Genomic DNA, 23,091 nt, shown 5'->3' with positions numbered 1-23,091 from the left:
TCCGGTGCAGCGTCGATCTGGTCATACGCCTTGAATTCACCGAAAAACTTCGTGATTGCCGCAGTCAGCGAGGTCTTGCCATGGTCAACGTGACCGATGGTGCCGATGTTAACGTGGGGCTTCGTACGTTCGAATTTGCTCTTAGCCATCGCCGTTGTTCTCTTTGTTCTAGAACCGCTCAAGCGCCAGCGCAAAAGCCTATTGGCTTCGGGGCCAGCATTTATGCCAAAACGGAACGGCGAACCGCCCGTCGATGATTCCTTACACGCCTATCCGCTCTTGAAAACTGGAGCGGGTAACGGGAATCGAACCCGTGTATTCAGCTTGGAAGGCTGCTGCTCTACCATTGAGCTATACCCGCATACTCTAAACTCTAATCCGACAGTGGTGGAGGAAGTTGGATTTGAACCAACGTAGGCTTAGCCAACGGATTTACAGTCCGTCCCCTTTAACCGCTCGGGCATTCCTCCTAATATCACTATCAGCAGAGTCGAGTAACTAGGCATTTTTGCGAAGCGGTCAGTTGGCTGTTGGGCTCACCGTCGCTCCACGGGGGGCCTTATGACGATAAGCGCTTCCCCTGTCAACAGGGTAAAAGCGAAAAGAATGCATGGCTATCCACAGTTTGGCCAAAGCGTTCCAGAAGACCGGGCTCGGCCATGCATTCTGATATGCGGAAAAATCAGGATATGCGGGCTTTCGCCTCGTAATAGACAACCAGAACAGCCTGATAGCATTTACAGGGCAAGCAGCTATCTTCCCTCACTTATAAGAGTTATAAGCGCGCCATGACCGATCAGAACACGCCCCGCACCCCTAAAGATACTCATTATGCGCGCCTGCGCCGCCAGCACCGCGACCAGAAAGCCGCGGCTGAAGGCAAGGCGCCACACAGGCCGCAGCGCGCCGCCATATCGGCCAGCGCGATAACGGATGGCACCGTGCGCCTTTATGGGCTGCACACGGTTCGTGCAGCCGTTGAAAATCCGGCCCGCAAAATTCTGCGTATGCGAGCGACGCGCAATGGTTTTGCGCGGCTTGAAATCGGTGAAGCCGATTCGCTGCCCTTCCCCGTCGAAATTGTCGATCCGAAGGATATCGACAAGGAGACAGGCTCCGACGCCGTGCATCAGGGCGTGATGATCGAAGCAGAACCGCTGCGTGCGAAAAAACTCTCCGAACTTCAGGAAAGCCCGCTTCTGCTGGTTCTTGATCAGGTGACCGATCCGCACAATGTCGGCGCCATCATGCGGTCGGCTGTGGCCTTTGGTGCAGGGGCGCTGATTACCACCAGCCGCCACAGCCCGCAGGAAACCGGTGTTCTGGCCAAGGCTGCATCCGGTGCGCTCGAACTTATCCCGCATATAGAGGTCAGGAACCTCGCCGAAGCGATTGAAGAACTGCATGGTCTGGGTTTCCAGACCATCGGCCTTGATTCGGAAGGCCCACAGGAAATGGAAGCAACGCTTGCCGGCGGACGAATCGCTCTGGTTCTCGGCGCGGAAGGAAAAGGCTTGCGCCAGAAGACACGGGAAACCGTGACGGCGCTTGCACGCCTCGACATGCCCGGCGAGATTAAATCGCTCAATGTCTCAAACGCCGCGGCGATTTCGCTCTATGCGGCAGAGCGCTATTTGCGCAATCGTTGATTCACCCCCCATGCGCCGCGTGAAATTTCTTACCGGCGCATGGCATTGTTGACCGAATAGGTTCAGGCGGTCGCAATATAGGTGCGAATCTCGTCGGCCTCGCGCTCCACATCTTCGATTCGCCGCTTCACGACGTCACCGATGGAGATGATTCCGACAAGTTTGCCGTGTTCTTCAACCGGCATATGTCTGAAACGGCTGCGCGTCATGATTTCCATGACCTGGTTGATCGTGTGATGCTCCCGGCAGACCTGCACTTTTGCAGTCATGACCTCTGCAACCGGCATGGCCATCGCGCCGCTTTCCCTGACGGACAGCGCCCGGACCACATCGCGTTCCGAAAGAATGCCTTGGATATGACCGGCCTCGTCGCAAACCACCAGCGCGCCGATCTTATGTTTGTTCAACATGGCCACTGCATGGGAAAGCGTGTCGGCAGGTGCAATTACGACGACATCCCTGCCCTTTTTCTCGAGAATCGATCTTACTGTCATGCCAAGTCCCTCCAAGATTTAGCATTCGCTGTTTCAGACGCTCAAACGCCTGAAAGCAGAACGCAGCTCCTCCCGCCGCGTTCCATGATGGTGCGCTTTGATTGCAGGTTTAGCAAGTACCATAAAACTGGGAGGGAACTGTTCTAACGCCTTAGAACTGCGTCATAGCTGCGCGGACGATCCAGCAGCGAAATCCCGAAGAAACCAGCGATAAAACCGCCAATATGCGCTTCCCAGGCGATGCCGGACAGATCAGCGCCGCCGGTCGTGTAAAGACCGGTGATGATATTGATCACAAACCAGACGCCAACAAAGGTCAGGACGGGTTTCAACGTCAGCGTAAAACCAACCGACAGCACCGGACCGGCAAACTCCGCACGACGTCCGGAATTCACACGGCGGAAGCCGTAGCGCGCCGAAGCGCCCATCATGCCGGAAATCGCGCCCGAAGCACCAACCAGCGGCGTCACGCTGTCCGGATAAACCGCATAGTGCGTCAGTCCGGCGATGATCGCCGTGAATATCCAGAAAATGATCATGCGAGCGGTTCCGATTCGCCCGGCCAGCGGTGAACCGAAGGCGGCAAGCCAGATCATATTGACCACGATATGCTCGATACCGCCGTGCATGAAGGAATAGCTGATCAGCGTGAACAGGCCCGCCGGATCTGAGAAACCGCCTGCCGTCGAGAATCGCGCCGGAATCAGTGAGAAGTTCAGCATGAACTCATAGTTCTGCTGCTCGCTGATCAGGTAGTTCTGATAAACATAGACCGCGACGCAGATGCCGATCAGCGCGATCACCACGCCCGGAATATTGAAGATCGGCTCACTTCCACCCGAACGACCACGATTATTCTGCATTTCCGGTTGCGGAAGGACCATGAACACTGCTTTCCAGATTGCGAAACCGTGGTGGGGCCAGTCAGGCCCAGAAACGACAATCGGCCCAATCGGACCAGTCGCATGGCGAAACCAGCACTTGATAGGATAGAAATCGTTAAAAATAAAGGCCAGTGGAGGTCAACCACCGGCCCTGATGCGAACCAACGAGATTCGCAAAAATAACGACTGGATCTCAGAAAAACACCAACCAAGACAACGGCTTCGTCTGATGTCCTCATCAAACGCCAGCCCTATCCGCATTGCAAGAATTACTTGTTGTTAACCTTAACAGCCGAGCGTCGTGGATGAAGAAAGGGTTAAGCTGGTATCTGTGTCGTTAATACTATTTTAATGGTCGCGAGCCGGAGCCAAGGCGCTTCGCAATCGATCAGCATCCAAATCCACCCTGAATCAAACGAACGGCGCACGATGAAACACCGCAGCACGATCGCGATTTTTAGCGAATGGCAGCGACTGGCCTTTGATCGCAATGACGATCTTGAGCACGGTTTCCAGGCGCCGCAGCGCACCGATGTCGAACCGCGTCGGCTCGGACGGCATTTGTCCGATCTCTTTTTCGTGGAAGGCGACGAAAATGGCGAACTGGTCTTTCGTCTTGGCGGCACGCGAATCTGCACCCTGTTCGGTCGCGAACTGAAAGGCGTGCGCCTGTTATCCTTATGGCCCGAGCGTGACCGCCCTGCCCTCAGCGAATTGGCGCAGAATGTCAGCGCGATGCAGATCCCGGCGCTTAGCCTTCATGATGGAATCAGTCTGTCGGGCCGCAGCCTCAGCTTTGAAATGCTGCTCGCCCCATTGGAAGCGAGCAACGGGCGCGTCGGCCTTATGGGCAGCATGGCCGTTCTGGACAATGTGACATGGGCAGGCGCCGACCCTCTGGTTCTTGGCCATCTCAACCATATTGAGCCCATTGCGCCCGATGTGGCGCTTGCCGACGAAGCGGTGAAGGCAGCCATCTTCACGGTCAATGCTTCGAATCACACCCGTCAGTGGACAGAAACTCGCATGGCCACGCCGCCCATGCGCAAGGCACCACATCTGCGCGTCATCAATGGCGGCAAAGCCTGAAATCGCAGTTTGTCTTTTGCGCATGCGCAAAACCGCTTCGCACTTTTGCTGGAAATATAAATTTTTGCCTTTCGCATTTTCCAACGCAAAACCGCTTCGCACTTTTGCTGGAAATGCTCTAAGTATAATATAAATAACAGGTTATTGGCGATAGACGGAGATGGGCCAGCTTCAATGAGGGGATTTGCGGCGACATCACCTGCGAACAGCGGGCGGCAGGATAATTTCAATGCCGTGAACGTTGATCTCAACGGTCGCTATATGCTCGAAAACCGCAGTGAATATCCTTGCGTCCTGAAGCGCATGTCGCCCGGCACCGCCCTGATGAGCGGTATCGCAACGCCGCGCAATGGCGAACGCATCATTGCCTATATCGACCATGTCGGACGAATCGAAGGCACCGCCTACCAGATTTCAGCAGAGGGCTTTCACCTTCTTCTCACCAATACCGCGACCAAGAAGGACAAGCTCTCGGCGCAGCTGACATGGCTTGCCAACCGGCATGAACTTTCTCTGCCGGAAGATCGCCGCCACGAGCGTGTCGTACCGCGCAAGTCGCATCAGAATGTCACTTTCCCCGATGGCACCCAGTTGCTCTGCCGTATTGCCGACTTGTCGCTTTCAGGCGCGGCTATCGAATGCGACGTCAAACCGGCGATCAAGAGCGGTGTCCTGCTGGGGCCGATCCGCGGACGGGTCGTGCGCCATTTCGCAGACGGTTTCGCCATCGAGTTTGCCACCATCCAGACCAGCACCACGCTCGACGGGCTTTTCAGCTAATTCTTACAGCACCGAAAAGATGAACGCGCGTCAAGGTTACGGATTGGCAAACCGCCTTTGTGGGTGTAAACATCGAAATCACGCGAAAACCCGCGTTTTCAGGCTGAAATAGCCGCTTTCTTTACAAAAAGTTTCAGTATTCCGCGCAGTTTTAATCGAATTTGAATCGCATTTTCGCGCGCAAATTTGCGCGCCTTCAAATTGTCCCGGTCATTTTGATCTCCAACAGGGAGACAAAAGAATGACCAAGCAAACCATCATCGCAGCATTTCTTCTGCTGATTGGCGTCGGACTGGCCCAGGCAGCGAACCCAGCCTCCAACTCGCCATGGATGAGCACCGGTGAGCGTACCTCGCAGCCGATCGGACATTACGAATTTTGCGAACGCTATCCGGCTGAATGCAAAATCGTCAGCCGCAACACCAGTGCTCTCAAACTGACGCCGAAGCTGTGGCAGCAGATCATTGCCGTCAATGACAGCGTGAACACGCGAATCAAGCCAGCCACCGACATGGAAGTCTGGGGTCGCGAGGAATATTGGGAATATCCGGTAACCGCTGGTGACTGCGACGACTACATGCTGGAAAAGCAGCGCGAGTTGATGGCGCTTGGCATTCCGGCCAATACGCTGCTGTTTACCGTGGTTCGCCAGCCGAATGGCGATGGCCATGCCGTCCTGACGGTTCGCACCGACCGCGGCGATTTCATTCTCGACAATCTCGATGAGCGCGTTCTGGCCTGGAACAAGACCGACTATACCTACCTGAAGCGTCAGTCGACGGCGAACAGCGGCAGCTGGGTATCAATCAAGGATGACCGCGACATTCTCGTCGGCAGCATCAAGAACTGATCAAACGCCGATTTCGATCAAAGGGCGGGCCGCCAGTCTCCCTCTGGCCCCGTCCTTTTTTATTGTCGAGAAGTCAGGCCGGTTCCATGCCGCGCATGAAGGAATGTCCCTTCTCGACATAATGCTTGGCGGATAGCTTCAGCTTCTCCACCGCCGCCTCATCCAGCTCACGCAAAACGCGCGCGGGCGAACCGACAACCAGCGAGTTGTCCGGGATTTCCTTGCCTTCCGTCACCAGAGCACCAGCCCCGATAAGGCAGTTCTTGCCGATCTTCGCACCGTTGAGCACGATAGCGCCCATGCCGATCAGTGTATTCTCGCCGATGGTGCAGCCGTGCAGGATCGCCCGATGGCCGATGGTGCAGCCTGCGCCAATGGTCAGCGGAAAGCCGATATCGGTATGCATGATGCAATGTTCCTGCACATTGGTGTCATCCCCGACGGAAATCACTTCATTGTCGCCGCGCAGCACGGCGCCGAACCAAAAACCCACATTTTCGCCCACGACCACCTTGCCGATCAGTGTCGCATCCGGCGCAATCCAGTTGCTGGCGCGATCTGCGAAATGTGGCTTGTGTCCGTTATAAGCATAAATCGGCATGTGGGCTCCTCCATCAGAATGTCTTCATGAAAAGAGCTAAGCTTTTTTTGGATGCGGGACAAGCGCGGCTTCATGCTCCGTTAACCATAAAAGGCCGATAATCGCTGCAATATCATCAGCATGGCATTCCCGCCGAATGGAAAGCGCAATCGATACCACCACGACAAAAGATGGCAACCGGCTGTTCGTCCGCGTTTTGCTGGCGGTTGCCGTGCTTGTTGTGCTTTCCGTCGCGATCAATATTGGCGGGCGCATGCTCGGTCCGATGATTGCGCGCGGCGGCCATTCCGACAGCACACATCTCTATAAAGTGCTGATCGGCAATAATGTCCTGTCGATGCCAGCCAATATGATCCGCTTTTCCAATCAGCGGCGCGACGGGCTGACCGCCCGGCTTGATCTTTACGCACGCTGGCCCGGACTAACTGGCTATACCGAAGCGGACCGCGCAATCTTCAATCTGCTGACGCCAAAACGGCAATTGCTGTTCATGTCAATTGAGGAACGCACGATGTCCCGCGACATGACCGGGCGCTATCTGCCGATTTATGCTGCGTTGATAGAGCCGGAGGGGGAACCTTTACCGGGAGGACTGACCATCCACCGGTTTACGGAAGGCAGCGGTTACACCGGTGAAGAACTCGTGCTCTCCGATACGACAAGTGGCAATCCCGCGTTCGTGGCACGGTGCATGAGCGATGCATCGGCAGAAAACTTCAATGCCTGCGAGCGCGATATCCAGTTCGGCAAAGGGCTGCAGATTCTCTATCGCTTCCCCCGCGATATGCTGCCCGAGTGGAAGACACTCGATGAAGCCGTGCGCCAGTTCGCAACCGGGCATCTGTTGGGGAATAACTGAAAACTGTCGTAACAGGCGTTGGATCATCCGGCTAGGATGGGTTCAGTCCGCCAAACCCAGCGACGAAGCAGACGAGCCTGTATGACAGAAAGTGATTCCCGACGATGGCGCATCCGCGACTGATTGTGACTGCCGGGCTTCCCGGCTCCGGTAAGAGTTCGGTTGCCGAGGGATTGGCCCAAGCACTTCAGATCGCGGTTCTGCCCATCGACCCGATTGAAGCAGCCATGTGGCGTGCCGACATTCCGAAGAAGATGACGGGCATCGCCGCCTATCAGGTCGCTGAAGCGATAGCGGAAGAAAATCTGAAACTCGGCCTATCGGTGATTGTGGATGCGGTTAATCCGGTGGAGGCGGCCCGAAACATGTGGGTGCAACTCGCGGAGCGCACCGATGCGACTCTGAATTTCGTGGAGTGTCATTGCTCCGATCTCGCGATCCACCGGCAGCGGATCGAAAACCGCAGGCGCAATATTCCAGGAATGGCGGAGATCAGCTGGGAGCGGGTCGAGCAACGGCGCAACGAATATGAGCCTTGGTCGCATGACCGCATCACGCTCGATACAGCGCACAATACCACCGAACAACTCGTTCAGCGCGTACTCGAATCTTTCCAGCAATCGCAGTGAAGCGTTAAAGCCGCATCAACCCGAGTTTGAAAACAAAACGCCCTCGCCGCAATGCGGAAAGGGCGTCAGATCGTCAGGCTATGACGGATCATCATGGATCACGCGCGAAATATCAGGCGATTTTTCGCAGTCGCGGCTTAGAGATCGACGTCGAGAATAGCCATCGAGAAATTGTAGGACAGTTCGCCTTCGTCCTCATCCTTGTAGATCAGGCCCAGAAACTCGTCGTCAATATAAAGCTCGGCCGAGTCGTTTTTGCGCGGGCGCGCCTTCACCTGAAGGCCCTGATTGTTGAAGGTCCGTTTGAAATAGGCGTCCAGTTTTTTGAGTTCTTCGGGTTTCAACCGGCTTCTCCTGAATTTGAATGAGGCCGGTTTATTGCACCCGGTCTTTTGTGATGTAAACCCCTGGGGAGCCAGTCCTTCGGGGTTTTAGCGCCTAACCACCGCTTTCGACAAAATATAGGCCGCCTGCGGAAAAAAACCAGCAAGCGGCCCGGTTTCTGTGCGTTCTGCTTCTGCGCGATTAAATGCCTTCACCCAGCACGCCATCGCCCAGCAACTGGTCCATGACGCGGGACGGTTCTGCGCAGCCCGTATCGCCAATGATCTTGGCAGGCACCCCAGCAACCGTGACATTGTGCGGAACAGGCTTGAGCACGACAGAACCTGCCGCGATCTTTGAGCAATGGCCCACTTCGATATTGCCGAGAATCTTCGCGCCCGCACCGATCAGCACGCCATGGCGAATCTTGGGATGGCGGTCCCCGCTCGACTTGCCCGTGCCGCCCAGCGTGACGCCGTGCAGGATCGAAACATTATCTTCGATCAGTGCAGTCTCGCCGACGACAAGCCCCGTGGCGTGATCGAGAAAAAGCCCGCTGCCCAACTGCGCTGCCGGATGAATGTCGGTCTGGAAGATCGACGACGAACGGCTCTGCAGATAATAGGCAAAGTCCCGGCGGCCTTCGTGATAGAGCCAATGCGCCAGACGGTGGGTCTGGATAGCATGAAAGCCCTTCAGATAAAGGATCGGGTCCATGAAACGGCTATAGGCCGGATCACGGTCGTAAACGGCCTGAATATCCACGCGAACGGTCTGCGACCATTCCGGATTGGCATCCAGCATCGCGTCGAATGTCTGGCGCAGAATATCGGCGCTCAAGTCCGCATGACCAAGACGTTCCGAGATGCGGTGCATAACGGCATCTTCAAGGCTCGGCTGATTGAGGATCGTCGCATAAAGAAACGTTCCGAGCACCGGATCGCGCTTGGCGGCTTCCTCCGCTTCGGCACGGATCGAGTGCCAGATAGGATCAACTTGCCCGAGGCTGACATTCACTTTCGCAGTTGAGCGAACAGACATGGATATACTCCGGTTTTGCACCGCGCGGGCCAGACGAAAGCCGAACTTTCCGGCATGGCTCCGCACCGCAATACGAGTTCGGCGCAAAGCATAACTGAAAACACTTTGCCTTGACACCGCAGAAATTGACACAGGCCCTATAGGGCAATCAGAGCGGATTTTCCTTCAGAAACTCCAGCACGGCCTTCTTGTAAACCTTGTCGCCAACGGCCAGCATATGGTCGCGTCCCGGAATATCGAGCGCCTGACCGTTCGGCAGTAAATCGGCCAGATCCTGCGGATTACCGGCAATGTCGTCGGTCGTGCCAACGGCAACCAATACCGGCTGCATGATCCGTGCGATAGCTGCGGCTGGTACCAGCTCCTTCGAGGTGATCACACAGGCTGCAAGTGCAATACGGTCGCTCTTGGTCTGGTCTGCAAATTTGCGGAACATCTGGCCGCGCGGATGGGTGATCGTCGTCGGATCTTCCGCCAAAAGCGCCTCGCCAATCGGTTCCCAGTCGCCAGCGCCGGTGACCATACCGATGCCCAATCCGCCGAAGATTGCGCTATGAACACGTTCCGGATGCTCGATGGCCAGAAACGCGGTGATCCGCGCGCCCATCGAGTAGCCCATCACATGCGCCTTCTCGATGCCCAGATGATCGAGCAGCGCTGCCGCATCGCCCGCCATCTTGGTCGGCGTGTAATCTTCTTCCTTGTGGCTCTTGGCTGAGAAACCATGTCCGCGATCATCGATGGCGATGACGCGATAACCCGCCTCGGTCAGCGTCCGGAACCAGCCCGGCGAAACCCAATTGACGAGACTTGAAGACGCAAAGCCGTGGATCAGCAGGATCGGATCGCCTTCTCCATCCTGACGATATGCAAGACGCAGGCCGTCATTTTCGAAATATTCGATATCGAGGGCACTCAACTGTTCATTCCTTTTGATTGTTCCGTCGGCGGTGCTTGGCGCGATTAGGATCGACACTCGCCGCATATCACGCGATGGACAGCTCTGTCGCCCTTCTTGATACCGGTGCGTTTTACCGTACCGGCGAGAAGCTCGACCACAAAAGCTGCCGGCACTTCGGATGAAATGATATCTTCCGAATAAGGCACCGCATTTTCGTGAATTGCCGTGACGCGGCCCTTGTCATCAAGGAAAACCATGTCCAGCGGCAGGGGCGTGTTTTGCATCCACATCATCACGCGGCGCATCTCGCCGAAAACGAAGATCATTGCGCGGTCTTTGGGAAAATCGGTGCGCCACATCAGCCCGCGCACACGCGCATCGTCGGAATCAGCCACTTCCAGTGCAAAGGGGAGTTTATTGCCCTTGGCCGTGATAAAGGTCAGCGGCGCAGCATCCACTGGCAAGCGCATCGGCTGCTTTTCCTGCGCTTGCGCGCCGAAAGCTGCGAATAAAAATGCAAAAACGAAAAAGAACCGAGCCATACTCAACCCACGCCAAAAACCTGCAATTCGGGCGGGGAGATTATCAACGCGGCAGAATGGGGACAAGAGAGGAACGGCCACCCCTCACCGCCTTTTGACTACTATCGTCACAGACAGTTCAAAGCGCGGGGCACCGTAAGGCCCGTTTTCATGCGTGTGTGTCTCCCAAAGCGATTTCACTTTGGGAAGACAGGCGGCTCAACTTGATTGGAAATCAGTGCGAAACCGGGATAGCCGTTCCGATATCCGGGTGAATTTCTGCAGCCATCAGGCCCTTGTCGCCCGTGCCGAAGCGAATAAGCACGACCTGACCGGGGCGCAGTTCCATCATGCCGAAACGGCGAAGCGTTTCCATATGAATGAAGATATCCTCAGTGCCCTCACCGCGGGTGAGAAAGCCGAAACCCTTGGTACGGTTGAACCACTTGACGATAACGCGCTCTAGACCGCTCGATGGCGTGACCGTCACATGCGTGCGCTGCGGCGGCATCTGCGCCGGATGAACGGCAGTGGATGTGTCCATCGAAAGAACGCGGAAACATTGCATGCCGCGCTCACCGTTGCGAACTTCGCAGACAATTCGTGCGCCTTCCAGCGCCGTCTGGAAGCCATCGCGGCGAAGCGACGTCACATGAAGCAGGATATCGTTCAGGCCCGGCTGATCCGGCACAATGAAACCGTAGCCCTTGGCTACGTCGAACCACTTGATGTGACCCGAAATTTCAATGATATCGCCCAGCTCTTCCGAGGCGTGCTGGCTGTGAAACTGGTCATTCGACACAGACTTGTCCGCCATGCGTTCGCCCCTCCTCTATTCTTCCGTTGCGATTCAAAGCTGATTCTTAATCAAAGAATAACACTTCATTAACCCGAGGCGGCAAGCCTAAACTTTTGTTCTCCCCCACGATCATCACAGACTTTGTGTTTCCATGGTTACCGCACCTGCCGCAAAGTCCCGAAACCGACTTCATTTCGGGACATATGGCAATGCTGCCCGAGGGCAATTCCCCATTTGATGTTTTTTGACGCCTAACGGGTGTCCGCGCTTGTCCGAAAGTCACAAAACAAAAGTGCAAAGTGGAAAAGCGTCCGCTATTTGCTATATCCCTTCTCGAGCCCCAAACGCTTCGGCACATGCTGGAAATGCTTCAGGAGAATAATATGCGCTATTTGCACACGATGGTTCGAATCCGCGACATCGATGAATCACTCGATTTCTACGTGAATAAATTCGGTCTTGAAGAAACCCGTCGTATCGAAAACGAAAAGGGGCGTTTCACGCTGATCTTTCTTGCCGCTCCCGGCGATGCAGAGCGCGCCAAGGCGGAGCGCGCACCGACGCTCGAACTGACCTATAACTGGGACACGGAAGCCTATACGGGCGGACGCAATTTCGGCCATCTCGCCTATGAAGTGGACGACATTTACGCCACCTGCCAGAAGCTTCAGGATGCCGGCATCGTCATCAACCGTCCACCGCGCGATGGCCACATGGCTTTCATCAAGACACCGGATGGCATTTCCATCGAACTGATCCAGAAGGGCGAAAGCCTTGCCTCGCAGGAGCCCTGGGCTTCTGCCGAAAATGTCGGCAACTGGTAAGAATTCTGCTTTCACGCATTATCCTGCGTGAAACCGCTTCGCACTTTCGCTGGAAATGCTCAAACGAAAAAAGCCCGGTCTCGCGACCGGGCTTTTTTGTTGATTGGAATGCTTATTCCGTTCCCTGAATTGCTGCGAGCAGCCACTCGCCGCCATCGACACGGGTAAAGGTCCAGATTTCCGTGCTTTCGACCGGCTCGTTCGGGTTGCCTTCGACAACCGCGCCCGTGTTGCGATCAAGCATGACGTCGATTGCGGAGTAACGGATCGCCACGGTCGCATAATCGACATTGCCTTCACGCCAGGCTTCCGAAACATCGCCCTGAAGCAGCTTTACGTCCTTCACTTCGTTGCGCATACCGCTGGAAGCGATTTCGCCCAGTTCTTCGGCGAGGTAGGACATGGCTTCCGGCGTGGTCAGCTTGCGCAGCGCAGCATAATCCTCGCGGCCATAGGCGCTCTGGACTTCCGAAAGCATCTGCTCGAAACGATCAAGCTCTTCCTGTCCAACGTCCATCGGCTCTTCTTCAACTGCCAAGGTAACTGGCTCTTCAGCCTGCTTGGCGCTTGCGCCGAATGGATTGACCGAAGGTGTGCGGCCGCCAAAGCTGCCAGCCTGCTGTGGTGCGGCATCCTTTGCCGCGCCAAAAGGCTGTGCGGAACCGAATGGCTGCGCATTCGCATTGCCAGCGCCTGCCGTTGCCGTTGCGCCCTGACGGCGATTTGCAAACATGCGCATGACGAACATCGCGATCAAAGCAATCACGCCCACCTGCAAGAGAAGGCCGAACATGCCAGCCAGACCGCCAAGGCCGTTACCGAGCATCATGCCGATCAGACCGCCGACCAGCAGGCCGCCAAGCATGGAACGGCCGAAATTGCCGAACATGCCTCCAGCGCGCGCCGGAGCCGCATTCTGCGCGCCAGCGGCGGCAGGACGGGTCGTCTGCGTTGTGCCCGTATTCGGCGTCATCGAACGTTCAATCGGAGCTGCATTATTCGGTGCGGTACGCGTCGGCGCTGGCGCCTGATAGGTACGCGCGCCACGGCTGCCAAAACCGCCTCCGCCTGCACGGCGAGCCTCGGCGAAATCGACAGCAGCGAATGAGGCGATCAGGCCCAGGACCATCGCAGCGGTCAGTTTTGTCAGGCGGTTTCCGAAACCCGGCATTGTTTACTCCCATTTAGAGACATGACTGAATGTTTAAATCATTGCTCATATGGGAATTGCCCCCTGTTCTTCACAAGGGCGTGAACGCAAAAAAATCGAGAAATTTCAAAAGCGGTTCAAACTGGCTTTGCGGCGTCCAGAATCTGGATCTGGGGCGAAACCGAGCCGTTCCAGTGATTGAGCGACAGGTTGCCGACCACATGGACGCTCTGCCCGATATTGTTGAACAGGAAGCGCCCGAGATCGCCCTCTGCCACGCGAAACGCAATGCCATTGACCCGTTTGCCATCCGCGCCGCGCAGAGTAACACGCACATGGTCACGACCGACGCCTCGCACATCGGCCAGCACATGATGCGGCAGAGCCAAGGTCGGTTGCGGATGGGCGGAACCGTACGGTCCGGCCTTCTGCAAGGCTTCATAAAGCGAAACCGTCGCGCCTGAAGCAGCCAGCGCACCGTCGATCGAAAGGCTCTGGTTCTCGCGCAGACGCGCAACGACATGCGCCGATTCGTCTTCAAGATAGGCTCTCAGAGCGCCCAGCTTGGCGCGTTCGATGGTGATACCCGCCGCCATGGCATGACCACCGCCCTTGACGAGCAGCCCTCGTTCCACCGCGCCGCGCACCAGCTTGCCGAGGTCAAGACCGCTGATCGAACGTCCCGAACCGGAGCCGACGCCATTGGCATTGAAGGCGATGGCGAAAGCGGGTCGTCGCGCCTTTTCCTTCAGGCGGGAAGCCAGCAAGCCGACGATGCCCGGATGCCAGCGCTCGCTGGCCGTCACGATCACCGAAGCACCCTCACCGCCTGAAATCTCGAGCGATGCTTCCGCTTCCGCTTCCAGAAGCATTTCCGCTTCCATCGCCTGTCGTTCCTGATTGAGCCGGTCAAGTTCGACCGCGATACGGTCTGCCATCGATGGATCATCGAGCGTCAACAGCCGCGCACCCAATCCGGCATCGCCGATACGACCGCCTGCATTGATGCGCGGGCCGATGAGATAACCAAGATGAAAAACATTGATCGGTTCGCCGATACGCGACACGCGCGCTAACGCCGCCAGACCGGCATTGCTTTGCGCACGCGCAACCAGCAGACCCTTGACGATGAAGGCACGATTGACGCCCTGCAGCGGCACCACATCGCAAACTGTTGCCAGCGCGACCAGATCGAGCAGCGACAGCAAATCGGGTGCAGTCCCCTTGCCCCGCTCGCGCAATATCTTGGTGACCTGCACCAGTGTCAGAAACACGACCCCTGCAGCGCAAAGATGGCCCTGTTGCGAAATATCGTCTTCGCGGTTCGGGTTGACGATAGCCACCGCATCTTCCGGCAGATCGCCGCCGACCTGATGGTGGTCAAGCACCACAACATCCGCTCCGGCCTGTTTGGCCGCAGTGATCGACGGAGCGCTATTCGTGCCGCAGTCAACGGTGACGATCAGGCTGGCGCCCTTGGAAACCAGCTCGCGCATGGCATCGGGATTGGGGCCGTAACCCTCGAAAATCCGGTCCGGAATATAGATCGAATGCTGAATGCCATAGTGTTTGAGAAAACGCGCCATCAGGGCGGAAGAACATGCGCCGTCCACGTCATAATCGCCGAAGATCGCCACCGTCTCGCGGCGCTCGATGGCGTCAGCAATACGGCTTGCCGCCTTCTCCATATCGGTCAGCGTCGACGGATCGGGCATGAGATTGCGCAGCGTCGGATCAACAAATTCCGGCGCGCCTTCGACCGTTACACCACGCCCCGCCAGAACGCGCGCCACCAGATCGGAAATGCCATGATGCTGGGCGATGGCAAGCGCGGTGTTTGCTTCGCGCAGGCCGAGCCGATCCACCCATTTCTGGCCGGTTGCAGATTGTTTTATTCCAAGGAAAAGGCGATCTGTCGTCATAAGCTCTTAAAGACACAAAAGGCGGCATCTTTGCAATGCCGCCCGCAATTTATCAGTGGCGCTTGACCTTAATTGTCACGCGCTGCACGGGCCAGTCCGTGCGCCACCAGCCGGTCAATAACTTCTGGATAGCTGACGCCGCTCACCGCCATGACTTTCGAATACATGCTGATATTGGTGAAACCCGGAATGGTATTCAGCTCGTTGATCAGAAACCGCATATCCGGCGTCACGAAGAAATCGACACGCGCCATGCTGTCACAACCAAGCGCCCGAAACGCCCGCGCTGCAACCGCCTGAATTTCAGTCTCGATCTGTACTGGCAAGTCCGCCGGAACTTTCAGCGCCGCGCCATCTTCATCGATATATTTGGCGTCATAGTTGTAGAAGCCATGGCTTTGTGCGGGCACGATTTCGCCGGTTCGCGAAACGAACAGGCCGTTATTCTCATCCTCCAGCACTGCGCATTCGATCTCGCGACCTTGGATGAACTCTTCCGCCAGAAGCTTGGCGTCGTGCTTAAAACCTTCCGCAAGCGCTTTCAGATAATCAGCTTCCGTCTGAACCTTGCTGACACCGACCGACGAACCCTGACGCGCGGGCTTGATGAAGACCGGCAGGCCAAGCGCCTCCGTCAGCGTATCGAAGGTTGGAACCGTCTCGCGCGTGATCGTCATGGCGCGCGCCACGGGAATACCTGCCTCGGTCAGCAGGCGCTTGGCAATGTCTTTGTCGAGCGCATTCGCCGAGCCGCAGATGCCGCAACCCGCCATCGGCACACGCGCCACTTCGGTCAGTCCCTGTACGCTGCCATCCTCGCCGTGAAGTCCGTGCAAGACCGGAAAGACGATGTCGATCCGCGCCAGTTCATAAGGCAAGCCGTTTTCGGGCAGCGCAACAGCGCGCCCCTTGCCGCCCGGCAACAATGAAACTCCAGTACCGTGTTCGGGCCGTTCCAGCTTGCCGCCAGCAAAGCTCGTCAGCAGCCATTGCCCCTCATGGGTAACATAGATCGGAATGGCTTCGTATTTGGCCGGGTCCAGTGCGTTCATGACATTCGTTGCGGAAAGAACCGACACATCATGCTCCGCGGAACGTCCGCCAAAGAGTATCGCGATCCGTAGCTTGTTCGGCGTTTCAGTCATTCCCGCTCCATCTCTTCATCTAAAGGTGATTGAATACAGTCGCGATCAAAATGACAAATCTTTGGCCAAAGCGGCTGAGCAAGGCTCCATAAACAGAAATCCCGGACAGCGCGGGGCTTTCCGGGATTTGTTTGCTTCATCGTCACTTATGACGCGAAAAACTAGAACTTCGACAGATCCTGGTGGCGAGCCTTGATCTCGCGCACGGTCTGCGAGCTGGAACGCATCACAATGGTATGCGTCTGGATGTAATCGCGGGCAAACTTCACGCCGGAAAGCATGTTGCCGTCGGTCACACCGGTAGCGGCAAAGAGCACGTCGCCCTTGGCCATTTCTTCCATCGTGTAGACCTTCTTCGGGTCCGTAATGCCCATTTTGAGCGCGCGGGCGATCTTCTCATCCGTATTCAGCTGGAGACGTCCCTGCATCTGACCACCGATGCAGCGCAGAGCTGCTGCAGCCAGAACACCTTCCGGTGCGCCACCGATACCGATGTAGATGTCGATGCCGGTTTCCTCCGGGCTGGTCGTATGCATCACGCCAGCAACGTCGCCATCGCCGATCAGACGGATCGCAGCGCCGGTTGCGCGCACTTCTTCGATCAGGCGCGCATGACGCGGACGGTCCATGATGCAAGCCGTGATTTCGTTCGGCTTTACACCCTTCGCCTTGGCGATGGAGTTGATGTTGTCGGTAGCGGTGGCGTCGAGATCCACAACGCCCTTCGGATAGCCTGGACCAACGGCGATCTTTTCCATGTAGACGTCAGGCGCATAAAGCAGGTTGCCCTTCTCGGCGATGGCGATGACAGCCAGCGAATTCGGCAGGTTCTTTGCGCAGATCGTCGTGCCTTCCAGCGGGTCGAGCGCGATATCGACATCCGGTCCCTGCTTGGTGCCGACTTCTTCACCGATGTAGAGCATCGGCGCTTCATCGCGTTCACCTTCGCCGATCACAACCGTGCCGGAAATCGGCAGGCGGTTCAGTTCCTGACGCATGGCGTCAACGGCGGCCTGATCGGCAGCCATTTCATCGCCGCGGCCCCGCAGCCGCGCTGCTGCCACTGCTGCGCGTTCGGCTACACGGACCAGTTCCAGTGTAAGAATGCGATCCAGTCCGTGGGGGTGCTGCTCTGCGGTTTTGGCCATTTGAACAAAGTCCTGAATTCGAATTGCGTTGATGCACCACAAAGGGCGCCATGCCGCGTTTATAGCGACACTATGCGAACCTTTTGTCAAAGTCCCCGGTGCCCTGCAAGAGCCCGAAAGCTAAAAACTATGTGCGCTCAAATGCTTAATCGATTTAAGGGCAACACGCTTCGTTTCATGCCATGGCCGGGCGTGAACTGACATGCCCGGCATCATGATACAACCCGCCTCGAAACAACCGTGACGGGTCGTGCAGCGCGCCGTGCGATTTAACCCGCGCGCTCGATGCGGATCATCTGCGGCTTATCCACCAGATGATCGTCCTTGAGGATAGCTTCCAGCGCTTTCTTGACGGCTGCTTCCGTCGTCTCATGCGTGACGAGGATGACGGTCTTGATGCCTTCCTGCTGCGTATCGCCCATGGGCGGGCGCTGCACGATCGACTCGAGCGAGATGTCGTTCTCGGCCATGCGCTTGGCTATCCCGGCGAAAGCGCCGATGCGGTCGAGAACCGTCAGACGAATGAAATAGCCACCCGCATGTTTACGCATCTTGGCGCGCTTGTAAGGCTGGAGCGCCTTTGCAGGCGTGCCGAACACCGGACCGTGCTGGAAGCCCGGACGGCTCTTGGCAATATCGGCAATATCGCCGATGACGGCAGACGCCGTCGCATTCCCACCGGCACCCGGTCCCGACAGCAGCAGCTCGCCCAGAAGATCGGTCTCGATGGCCACGGCATTGGTGACGCCATGCACCTGCGCGATGACCGACGAGGTTGGAACCATGGTCGGGTGCACGCGCTGTTCAATGCCGGTATCGGTCTTCTGCGCTACGCCCAGAAGCTTGATACGGTAGCCCAGCTCATCGGCGGCACGAATATCGGCCAGCGAAATATTGCTGATGCCTTCAAGATAGATATCGTCGGCGGCAATCTGCGTACCGAAGGCAAGGCTGGTCAGAAGCGCAAGCTTGTGCGCCGTATCGTTGCCTTCAATATCAAAAGTCGGATCGGCTTCGGCATAGCCGAGGCGCTGCGCATCCTTCAGGCAGGCTTCGAACGAAATGCCCTCTTCCCACATCCGGGTCAGGATATAGTTGCAGGTGCCGTTCATGATGCCATAGACGCGCGAAACCGTATTGCCGGTCAGTGACTCGCGCATCGCCTTGATGACCGGAATGCCACCGGCAACCGCCGCCTCGAAGTTGAGCAGAACGCCCTTGTCTTCGGCGATTTTCGCCAAGGCAACGCCGTGGCGCGCAAGAAGCGCCTTGTTGGCGGTCACGACATGACGACCAGCGCGCAAAGCCGCCTCAACGGAAGCTTTCGCAGGGCCTTCGTCACCGCCGATAAGCTCGACATAAACATCGATATCAGCTGACTTGGCCAGTTCGATTGGATCGTCGAACCAGTCGATGCCACTGAGGTCAACGCCACGGTCGCGCGAGCGATCACGGGCGCTGACGGCGGTAATAGTCACCGGCTTACCGCATTGGCGAGTGAGCATTTCGGACTTGTCACGCAGGATACGCAACACTGAAGCGCCAACGGTGCCAAGGCCCGCAACGCCGATCCGCAATGCATCACTCATTATATCGACCTTCTGACTCTGATTGTCTGGATGTAGTGGATTTTCGGTAGATGGGAAATTCTGGCCGCACGCTCGGCGCGGCCAGAAAGGAAGAACCCGGAATGGCGCTTAGCGGCGACCTTCCAGCGGGATTACGTTGTGCAGGTTCTCATCCTTGGTGGAGAGGAAACGCTTGATGTTGCGTGCAGCCTGACGAATGCGATGTTCGTTTTCGACCAGTGCGATACGCACATAATCATCGCCATGTTCGCCAAAGCCGATGCCCGGAGCAACGGCCACATCGGCCATTTCCACCATAAGCTTGGAGAATTCGAGCGAGCCCATGGCGCGGAAGCGTTCCGGAATCGGGACCCAGGCAAACATCGTCGCTGCCGGCGGCGGAACATCCCAGCCTGCGCGGCCGAAGCTTTCGACCAGCACATCGCGGCGCTGCTTGTACACATCGCGAACATATGCAATGTCGGAACCGTCGCCGTTGAGCGCTGCGGTTGCCGCCACCTGGATCGGCGTGAATGCACCGTAATCGAGGTAGGACTTAACGCGCGTCAGCGCCGCGATCAGGCGCTCATTGCCAACCGCAAAGCCCATGCGCCAGCCCGGCATCGAGAACGTCTTGGACATGGACGTGAACTCGACTGCCACATCCATGGCGCCCGGTACTTCCAGCACCGACGGCGGTGGATTGCCGTCGAAATAGATTTCCGAATAGGCCAGATCCGACAGAATGACGATGTCATGCTTGCGCGCAAAGGCCACGACATCCTTGTAGAAGTCGAGCGTTGCCACATAAGCCGTCGGATTGGACGGGAAGTTGAGGATCAGCGCAATCGGCTTCGGGATCGAGTGCTTTACGCCGCGCTCCAGAGCCGGGATGAAGCTGTCATCCGGCTTGGCCTGAATCGAACGGATGACACCGCCCGACATGATGAAGCCGAACGAGTGGATCGGATAGGTCGGGTCCGGGCAAAGCACCACGTCGCCCGGCGCAGTGATGGCCTGCGCCATATTGGCGAAACCTTCCTTTGAACCAAGCGTGGCCACGACCTGCGTGTCCGGGTTGAGCTTCACGCCGAAACGACGCGCATAATACTGAGCCTGCGCGCGACGCAGCCCCGGAATACCCTTTGACGACGAATAGCGATGCGCGCGCGGGTCCTGAACGGCCTCGCACAGCTTGTCGACGATATTCTGCGGCGTCGGTAGATCGGGATTGCCCATGCCAAGATCGATAATGTCGGCCCCGCCCGCTCGCGCCGATGCCTTCAGGCGATTGACCTGTTCAAAGACATAAGGGGGCAAGCGACGGACTTTATGGAATTCTTCCGACATGATCCTGTTCCAAAAGGAGAGTTAACAATAGGGCGCGTCATTGCGCCGTAGGAGGAGCTATACACCTGATATCGAATCGGGTCGAGACTTCTTGCCGCGCCGTTTGAGACGTGGCCTTCCGTGTCTATGAAGGGATTATTCTTCGCCGGATTCGATCTGCTTCAGGGTAGCATCCGATTCATCCTGCGCCTGCTTGCGCATGGCCGCAGCCTGTGCGGGGGTAAAGCCGCCGCCAGTGGTTTTCGACGCCGCGAGACGCGTGCGATCGGAATCGAGTTTCGCAGTCATCTGCTGCTTTTCTTCCGGCGTGATCTGGTCGGTCGCAGCCTTCGGCATGTGGCCAAATGTCGGGTATACGCCGGTGCGCAATGCGCCTTCCTGCGGGACACCCTGAAATTCCTTGCCACCGGCACAGGCAGTGAGCATCGCTGCGGCCGTTACTGCCAGCATGAGATGGGCGATCTGCCGCGTGCTCTTGGTCATATGTCTGATCCCGGTTTTGCCGTTGAGGCTGCCGCATAAGTCACGACAGAATATACTTCCGAAGGGATAGCACCAAGTCGACGCACCATGTCAACAAGCGATTGGTCCAATTCCGACATTTGGTTTGCCAACACCGTTTATTTCCGTCTGCGCAGCATCACACCTTCGAAAGATTACATAAAGTAATATTTCGTTACCAAAGGATTAATCCTCAATCTTCTGGAATAATGCAGGCTCCCAGTCGTACAAAATGCACTTCGATAGTTGCCTTCACAGCATAAAAAACTTAAAAATTGGCAACAATTGTAGATCGGGTGATTTGCACAATGCTAAAATTGGTTCACCGCAAAACTGCAGAGGCCACTTCAACGCATTGATATAATGGAGTTTGTTTCCCAAGGCTTATGTAAGGCTTTTATTAGGGGACTGCGGGAGAAATCACATTCCGTGATTGGTTCAACCCGCACGGGAGAGCCGATCTCCCGAAACCAGGTGGGCTCGGACTTGTCCGGTTCGCCAAGCTGGTCAGGGAAATCGAGCTGGAGCGGACTATTGAAATTTGTACCTTCTGCGCACCGGACAACCGGCCGACGACTTTCAGGCAGCGTAGCTCTGCTCGCGCTGCTATTGTCGTCCTGCACGTCTACGGGAACCGGTCCTGACGGCAAGCCGCTGCAAATGACTGCCAATACCAATGGCTCAATGCTGACAGAGACGCTGCAAAGCGCAGCCGACCAGACGGCCGCCGCCGAAGCTGGCGCTGAAGCCAAGACCGCAGAAACAAAGGCCGAAGAAAAGCCCGGCGACGCAAAGCAGGTCACAGCCGCAGCGGCGGCACAGAACCCTGCCACCACGCCCGCCAAAGAAAACGCGAAAAAAGCCGCCGTGACCGCGAATGCGGAAAATGCGGCAAGCGAAGCGCACCCCACACAAGTGGCCGCGGCTGCACCAGAAAAGAAAAGCAATTCGCTCTTCGGTTTGTTTGGCGGAAAAGATAGCGCCGAATCGAAGCCTGCCGAGGCAACCGAGCCGGCAGCAACTACGACAACCGCCAGCGCCGAAAAGCCAAAGAGCGAAAGCGCCGAAGCAAAACAGCAAGAAGCCGAAACGGAATCGGCAGCCGCTACAGACGCGAAGGCGCAGCCACAGGAAGCCGCCAAACCAGCCCAGCCAGAAAAGCCGGTGCAGGTTGCTTCGCTTTTCGGTACGCCGAAAAATGCCAGTGCTTATGCAACCCCGCAGCGCCCGACAGCTTCTCAGGGCAGCATCTCGCGCCTCTTCTCCGACGAATCGGCTGGTTCACGTTCTGACCGTACGGAAAACAAGAAGCTGGCAATGGCAACGCCTGTATCACCTGCTGCAAAGCACGATTACAATTACACATTGCCGGGCGTGCGTGCGAATGGCGGCATCGAAATCAAGCATCGCAACAGCCTTTATGACGACACCGACATTGATGCGAACGAGTATGACGATTCGCCCAATGTCACGCTTGCTTCGGCCCCCGGCCTCGCCCGCCTCGCACCGAACGGCCTGAAGGTGCAGCGCCAGACTGTGGATGTTGCCTGCCTCAAGCCGCAGCTCGTTTCCATGCTGAAGACCATGGAGCGGCATTTCCGACGTCCGGTCATGGTGACGTCCGGCTATCGCAGTCCTTCCTATAACCGCAAGGTCAATGGCGCGCGCAAATCGCTGCATATGATCTGCGCCGCAGCCGATATTCAGATTGATGGCGTTTCCAAGTGGGAAATGGCGCGCTTCGCCCGATCGATGCCGGGACGTGGTGGCGTCGGCACCTATTGCCATACGACATCGATCCATGTGGATATCGGGCCGGAACGCGACTGGAACTGGAAATGCAAAGGCTGATCTGACCATCCGCGACACCATTTTCGACAGAATGCAGGCTGGCCCCGTTGGAGCCAGCCTTTCTTTTTGTCATCTATTTCAAGGCCATAGCCTAGAAATCCACAGGTTCCGTTCCACTAAATGAGCGCTTCTGCGACTTTTTTCAGAAAACTGATTTTAAGGGCTTGCGAGTCAGTACCTTCCTGAATATAAGCCCACTCACACCAGCAAC

The 23,091-nt window shown here is 56.8% G+C and carries 24 protein-coding genes and 2 tRNA genes; 8 read left to right on the top strand and 18 right to left on the bottom strand.

Annotated elements, in window-relative coordinates; all coding sequences use genetic code 11:
- The 3 genes from FHW03_RS14070 to FHW03_RS14060 all read right to left on the bottom strand — a co-directional run.
- A partial coding sequence (locus tag FHW03_RS14070; protein ID WP_377514824.1) for a GTP-binding protein occupies nt 1-182 on the bottom strand: 182 nt, incomplete at its 3' end.
- Nucleotides 183-287: 105 nt separating this feature from the next.
- A tRNA-Gly gene (locus FHW03_RS14065) sits at nt 288-361 on the bottom strand.
- Nucleotides 362-385: 24 nt separating this feature from the next.
- Nucleotides 386-470, bottom strand: a tRNA-Tyr gene (locus FHW03_RS14060).
- Between the two features lie 318 nt (nt 471-788).
- Here FHW03_RS14060 and rlmB point away from each other — a divergent pair.
- Complete coding sequence (gene rlmB / locus FHW03_RS14055) at nt 789-1,649, top strand: 23S rRNA (guanosine(2251)-2'-O)-methyltransferase RlmB (protein ID WP_182521178.1); 861 nt, start codon at nt 789-791, stop codon at nt 1,647-1,649.
- Nucleotides 1,650-1,711: 62 nt separating this feature from the next.
- Here the strand turns inward: rlmB and FHW03_RS14050 are convergent, their stop codons facing one another.
- Both FHW03_RS14050 and FHW03_RS14045 read right to left on the bottom strand, forming a co-directional pair.
- Nucleotides 1,712-2,143: a CBS domain-containing protein gene (locus tag FHW03_RS14050; protein WP_182521177.1), complete on the bottom strand. Its 432-nt coding sequence runs from the start codon at nt 2,141-2,143 to the stop codon at nt 1,712-1,714.
- Nucleotides 2,144-2,286: 143 nt separating this feature from the next.
- Entirely contained in the window at nt 2,287-3,027 is a 741-nt protein-coding gene (locus tag FHW03_RS14045) for a rhomboid family intramembrane serine protease (RefSeq protein WP_182521176.1), read from the bottom strand.
- A gap of 429 nt (nt 3,028-3,456) precedes the next feature.
- Here FHW03_RS14045 and FHW03_RS14040 point away from each other — a divergent pair, with 429 nt between their 5' ends.
- The 3 genes from FHW03_RS14040 (at nt 3,457) to FHW03_RS14030 (ending at nt 5,746) form a co-directional block, all read left to right on the top strand.
- Nucleotides 3,457-4,116: a PAS domain-containing protein gene (locus FHW03_RS14040; RefSeq protein ID WP_182521175.1), complete on the top strand. Its 660-nt coding sequence runs from the start codon at nt 3,457-3,459 to the stop codon at nt 4,114-4,116.
- 174 nt (nt 4,117-4,290) lie between these two features.
- Nucleotides 4,291-4,896 carry a PilZ domain-containing protein gene (locus FHW03_RS14035; protein WP_182521174.1) on the top strand — a complete coding sequence of 202 codons (606 nt, stop codon included), beginning with the start codon at nt 4,291-4,293 and terminating at the stop codon, nt 4,894-4,896.
- Nucleotides 4,897-5,137: 241 nt separating this feature from the next.
- The gene (locus FHW03_RS14030; RefSeq protein WP_182521173.1) at nt 5,138-5,746 is read left to right on the top strand and encodes a transglutaminase-like cysteine peptidase; all 609 of its coding nucleotides are present in this window, start codon (nt 5,138-5,140) and stop codon (nt 5,744-5,746) included.
- A gap of 73 nt (nt 5,747-5,819) precedes the next feature.
- Here FHW03_RS14030 and FHW03_RS14025 read toward each other — a convergent pair whose 3' ends face one another.
- On the bottom strand, nt 5,820-6,347 hold the full coding sequence (locus FHW03_RS14025) for a gamma carbonic anhydrase family protein (RefSeq protein ID WP_078339269.1): 528 nt from the start codon (nt 6,345-6,347) through the stop codon (nt 5,820-5,822).
- Nucleotides 6,348-6,483: 136 nt separating this feature from the next.
- On the opposite strand from FHW03_RS14025, the gene FHW03_RS14020 reads away from it, so the two are divergent.
- Entirely contained in the window at nt 6,484-7,206 is a 723-nt protein-coding gene (locus FHW03_RS14020) for a hypothetical protein (RefSeq protein WP_182521172.1), read from the top strand.
- 104 nt (nt 7,207-7,310) lie between these two features.
- Nucleotides 7,311-7,835: an ATP-binding protein gene (locus tag FHW03_RS14015; RefSeq protein WP_182521171.1), complete on the top strand. Its 525-nt coding sequence runs from the start codon at nt 7,311-7,313 to the stop codon at nt 7,833-7,835.
- Between the two features lie 137 nt (nt 7,836-7,972).
- Here FHW03_RS14015 and FHW03_RS14010 read toward each other — a convergent pair whose 3' ends face one another.
- From FHW03_RS14010 to FHW03_RS13990, 5 genes are all read right to left on the bottom strand, one after another.
- Nucleotides 7,973-8,179 carry a DUF3126 family protein gene (locus FHW03_RS14010; protein ID WP_078339271.1) on the bottom strand — a complete coding sequence of 69 codons (207 nt, stop codon included), beginning with the start codon at nt 8,177-8,179 and terminating at the stop codon, nt 7,973-7,975.
- A 181-nt stretch (nt 8,180-8,360) separates the two neighbouring features.
- Nucleotides 8,361-9,200 (bottom strand): serine O-acetyltransferase, encoded by an 840-nt coding sequence (gene cysE, locus FHW03_RS14005; RefSeq protein WP_182521170.1) that lies wholly within the window; start codon nt 9,198-9,200, stop codon nt 8,361-8,363.
- 148 nt (nt 9,201-9,348) lie between these two features.
- On the bottom strand, nt 9,349-10,119 hold the full coding sequence (locus FHW03_RS14000; protein ID WP_182521169.1) for an alpha/beta fold hydrolase: 771 nt from the start codon (nt 10,117-10,119) through the stop codon (nt 9,349-9,351).
- Nucleotides 10,120-10,163: 44 nt separating this feature from the next.
- A complete protein-coding gene (locus FHW03_RS13995; protein ID WP_182521168.1) occupies nt 10,164-10,643 on the bottom strand; it encodes a DUF192 domain-containing protein in 480 nt (159 codons plus the stop codon).
- Nucleotides 10,644-10,857: 214 nt separating this feature from the next.
- On the bottom strand, nt 10,858-11,439 hold the full coding sequence (locus tag FHW03_RS13990; RefSeq protein WP_078339275.1) for a cold-shock protein: 582 nt from the start codon (nt 11,437-11,439) through the stop codon (nt 10,858-10,860).
- 365 nt (nt 11,440-11,804) lie between these two features.
- On the opposite strand from FHW03_RS13990, the gene gloA reads away from it, so the two are divergent.
- Entirely contained in the window at nt 11,805-12,245 is a 441-nt protein-coding gene (gene gloA / locus FHW03_RS13985) for a lactoylglutathione lyase (RefSeq protein ID WP_182521167.1), read from the top strand.
- 112 nt (nt 12,246-12,357) lie between these two features.
- On the opposite strand, the gene FHW03_RS13980 is transcribed toward gloA, so the two are convergent.
- The 7 genes from FHW03_RS13980 to FHW03_RS13950 form a co-directional block, all read right to left on the bottom strand.
- Nucleotides 12,358-13,416 carry a Tim44 domain-containing protein gene (locus FHW03_RS13980; RefSeq protein WP_182521166.1) on the bottom strand — a complete coding sequence of 353 codons (1,059 nt, stop codon included), beginning with the start codon at nt 13,414-13,416 and terminating at the stop codon, nt 12,358-12,360.
- Between the two features lie 116 nt (nt 13,417-13,532).
- Entirely contained in the window at nt 13,533-15,317 is a 1,785-nt protein-coding gene (gene recJ / locus FHW03_RS13975) for a single-stranded-DNA-specific exonuclease RecJ (RefSeq protein WP_182521165.1), read from the bottom strand.
- 68 nt (nt 15,318-15,385) lie between these two features.
- Entirely contained in the window at nt 15,386-16,462 is a 1,077-nt protein-coding gene (locus FHW03_RS13970; protein ID WP_182521164.1) for a D-alanine--D-alanine ligase family protein, read from the bottom strand.
- A 161-nt stretch (nt 16,463-16,623) separates the two neighbouring features.
- Nucleotides 16,624-17,610 (bottom strand): class II fructose-bisphosphatase, encoded by a 987-nt coding sequence (gene glpX, locus FHW03_RS13965; RefSeq protein ID WP_182521163.1) that lies wholly within the window; start codon nt 17,608-17,610, stop codon nt 16,624-16,626.
- 269 nt (nt 17,611-17,879) lie between these two features.
- On the bottom strand, nt 17,880-19,199 hold the full coding sequence (locus FHW03_RS13960; protein ID WP_182521162.1) for a homoserine dehydrogenase: 1,320 nt from the start codon (nt 19,197-19,199) through the stop codon (nt 17,880-17,882).
- A gap of 108 nt (nt 19,200-19,307) precedes the next feature.
- Nucleotides 19,308-20,528: an LL-diaminopimelate aminotransferase gene (locus FHW03_RS13955; protein ID WP_182521161.1), complete on the bottom strand. Its 1,221-nt coding sequence runs from the start codon at nt 20,526-20,528 to the stop codon at nt 19,308-19,310.
- Nucleotides 20,529-20,663: 135 nt separating this feature from the next.
- Nucleotides 20,664-21,011 carry a hypothetical protein gene (locus FHW03_RS13950; RefSeq protein WP_182521160.1) on the bottom strand — a complete coding sequence of 116 codons (348 nt, stop codon included), beginning with the start codon at nt 21,009-21,011 and terminating at the stop codon, nt 20,664-20,666.
- A 552-nt stretch (nt 21,012-21,563) separates the two neighbouring features.
- Between FHW03_RS13950 and FHW03_RS13945 the strand changes: the two genes are divergently transcribed.
- A complete protein-coding gene (locus tag FHW03_RS13945) occupies nt 21,564-22,880 on the top strand; it encodes a D-Ala-D-Ala carboxypeptidase family metallohydrolase (RefSeq protein ID WP_182521159.1) in 1,317 nt (438 codons plus the stop codon).
- Nucleotides 22,881-23,091 lie beyond the last annotated feature (211 nt).

The sequence above is a fragment of the Ochrobactrum sp. RH2CCR150 genome, from assembly GCA_014138095.1.
GTDB lineage: Bacteria > Pseudomonadota > Alphaproteobacteria > Rhizobiales > Rhizobiaceae > Brucella > Brucella gambitense.
Note: the sequence above shows the minus strand (reverse complement) of the source record. Positions and strands in the feature narration are given on the sequence as shown.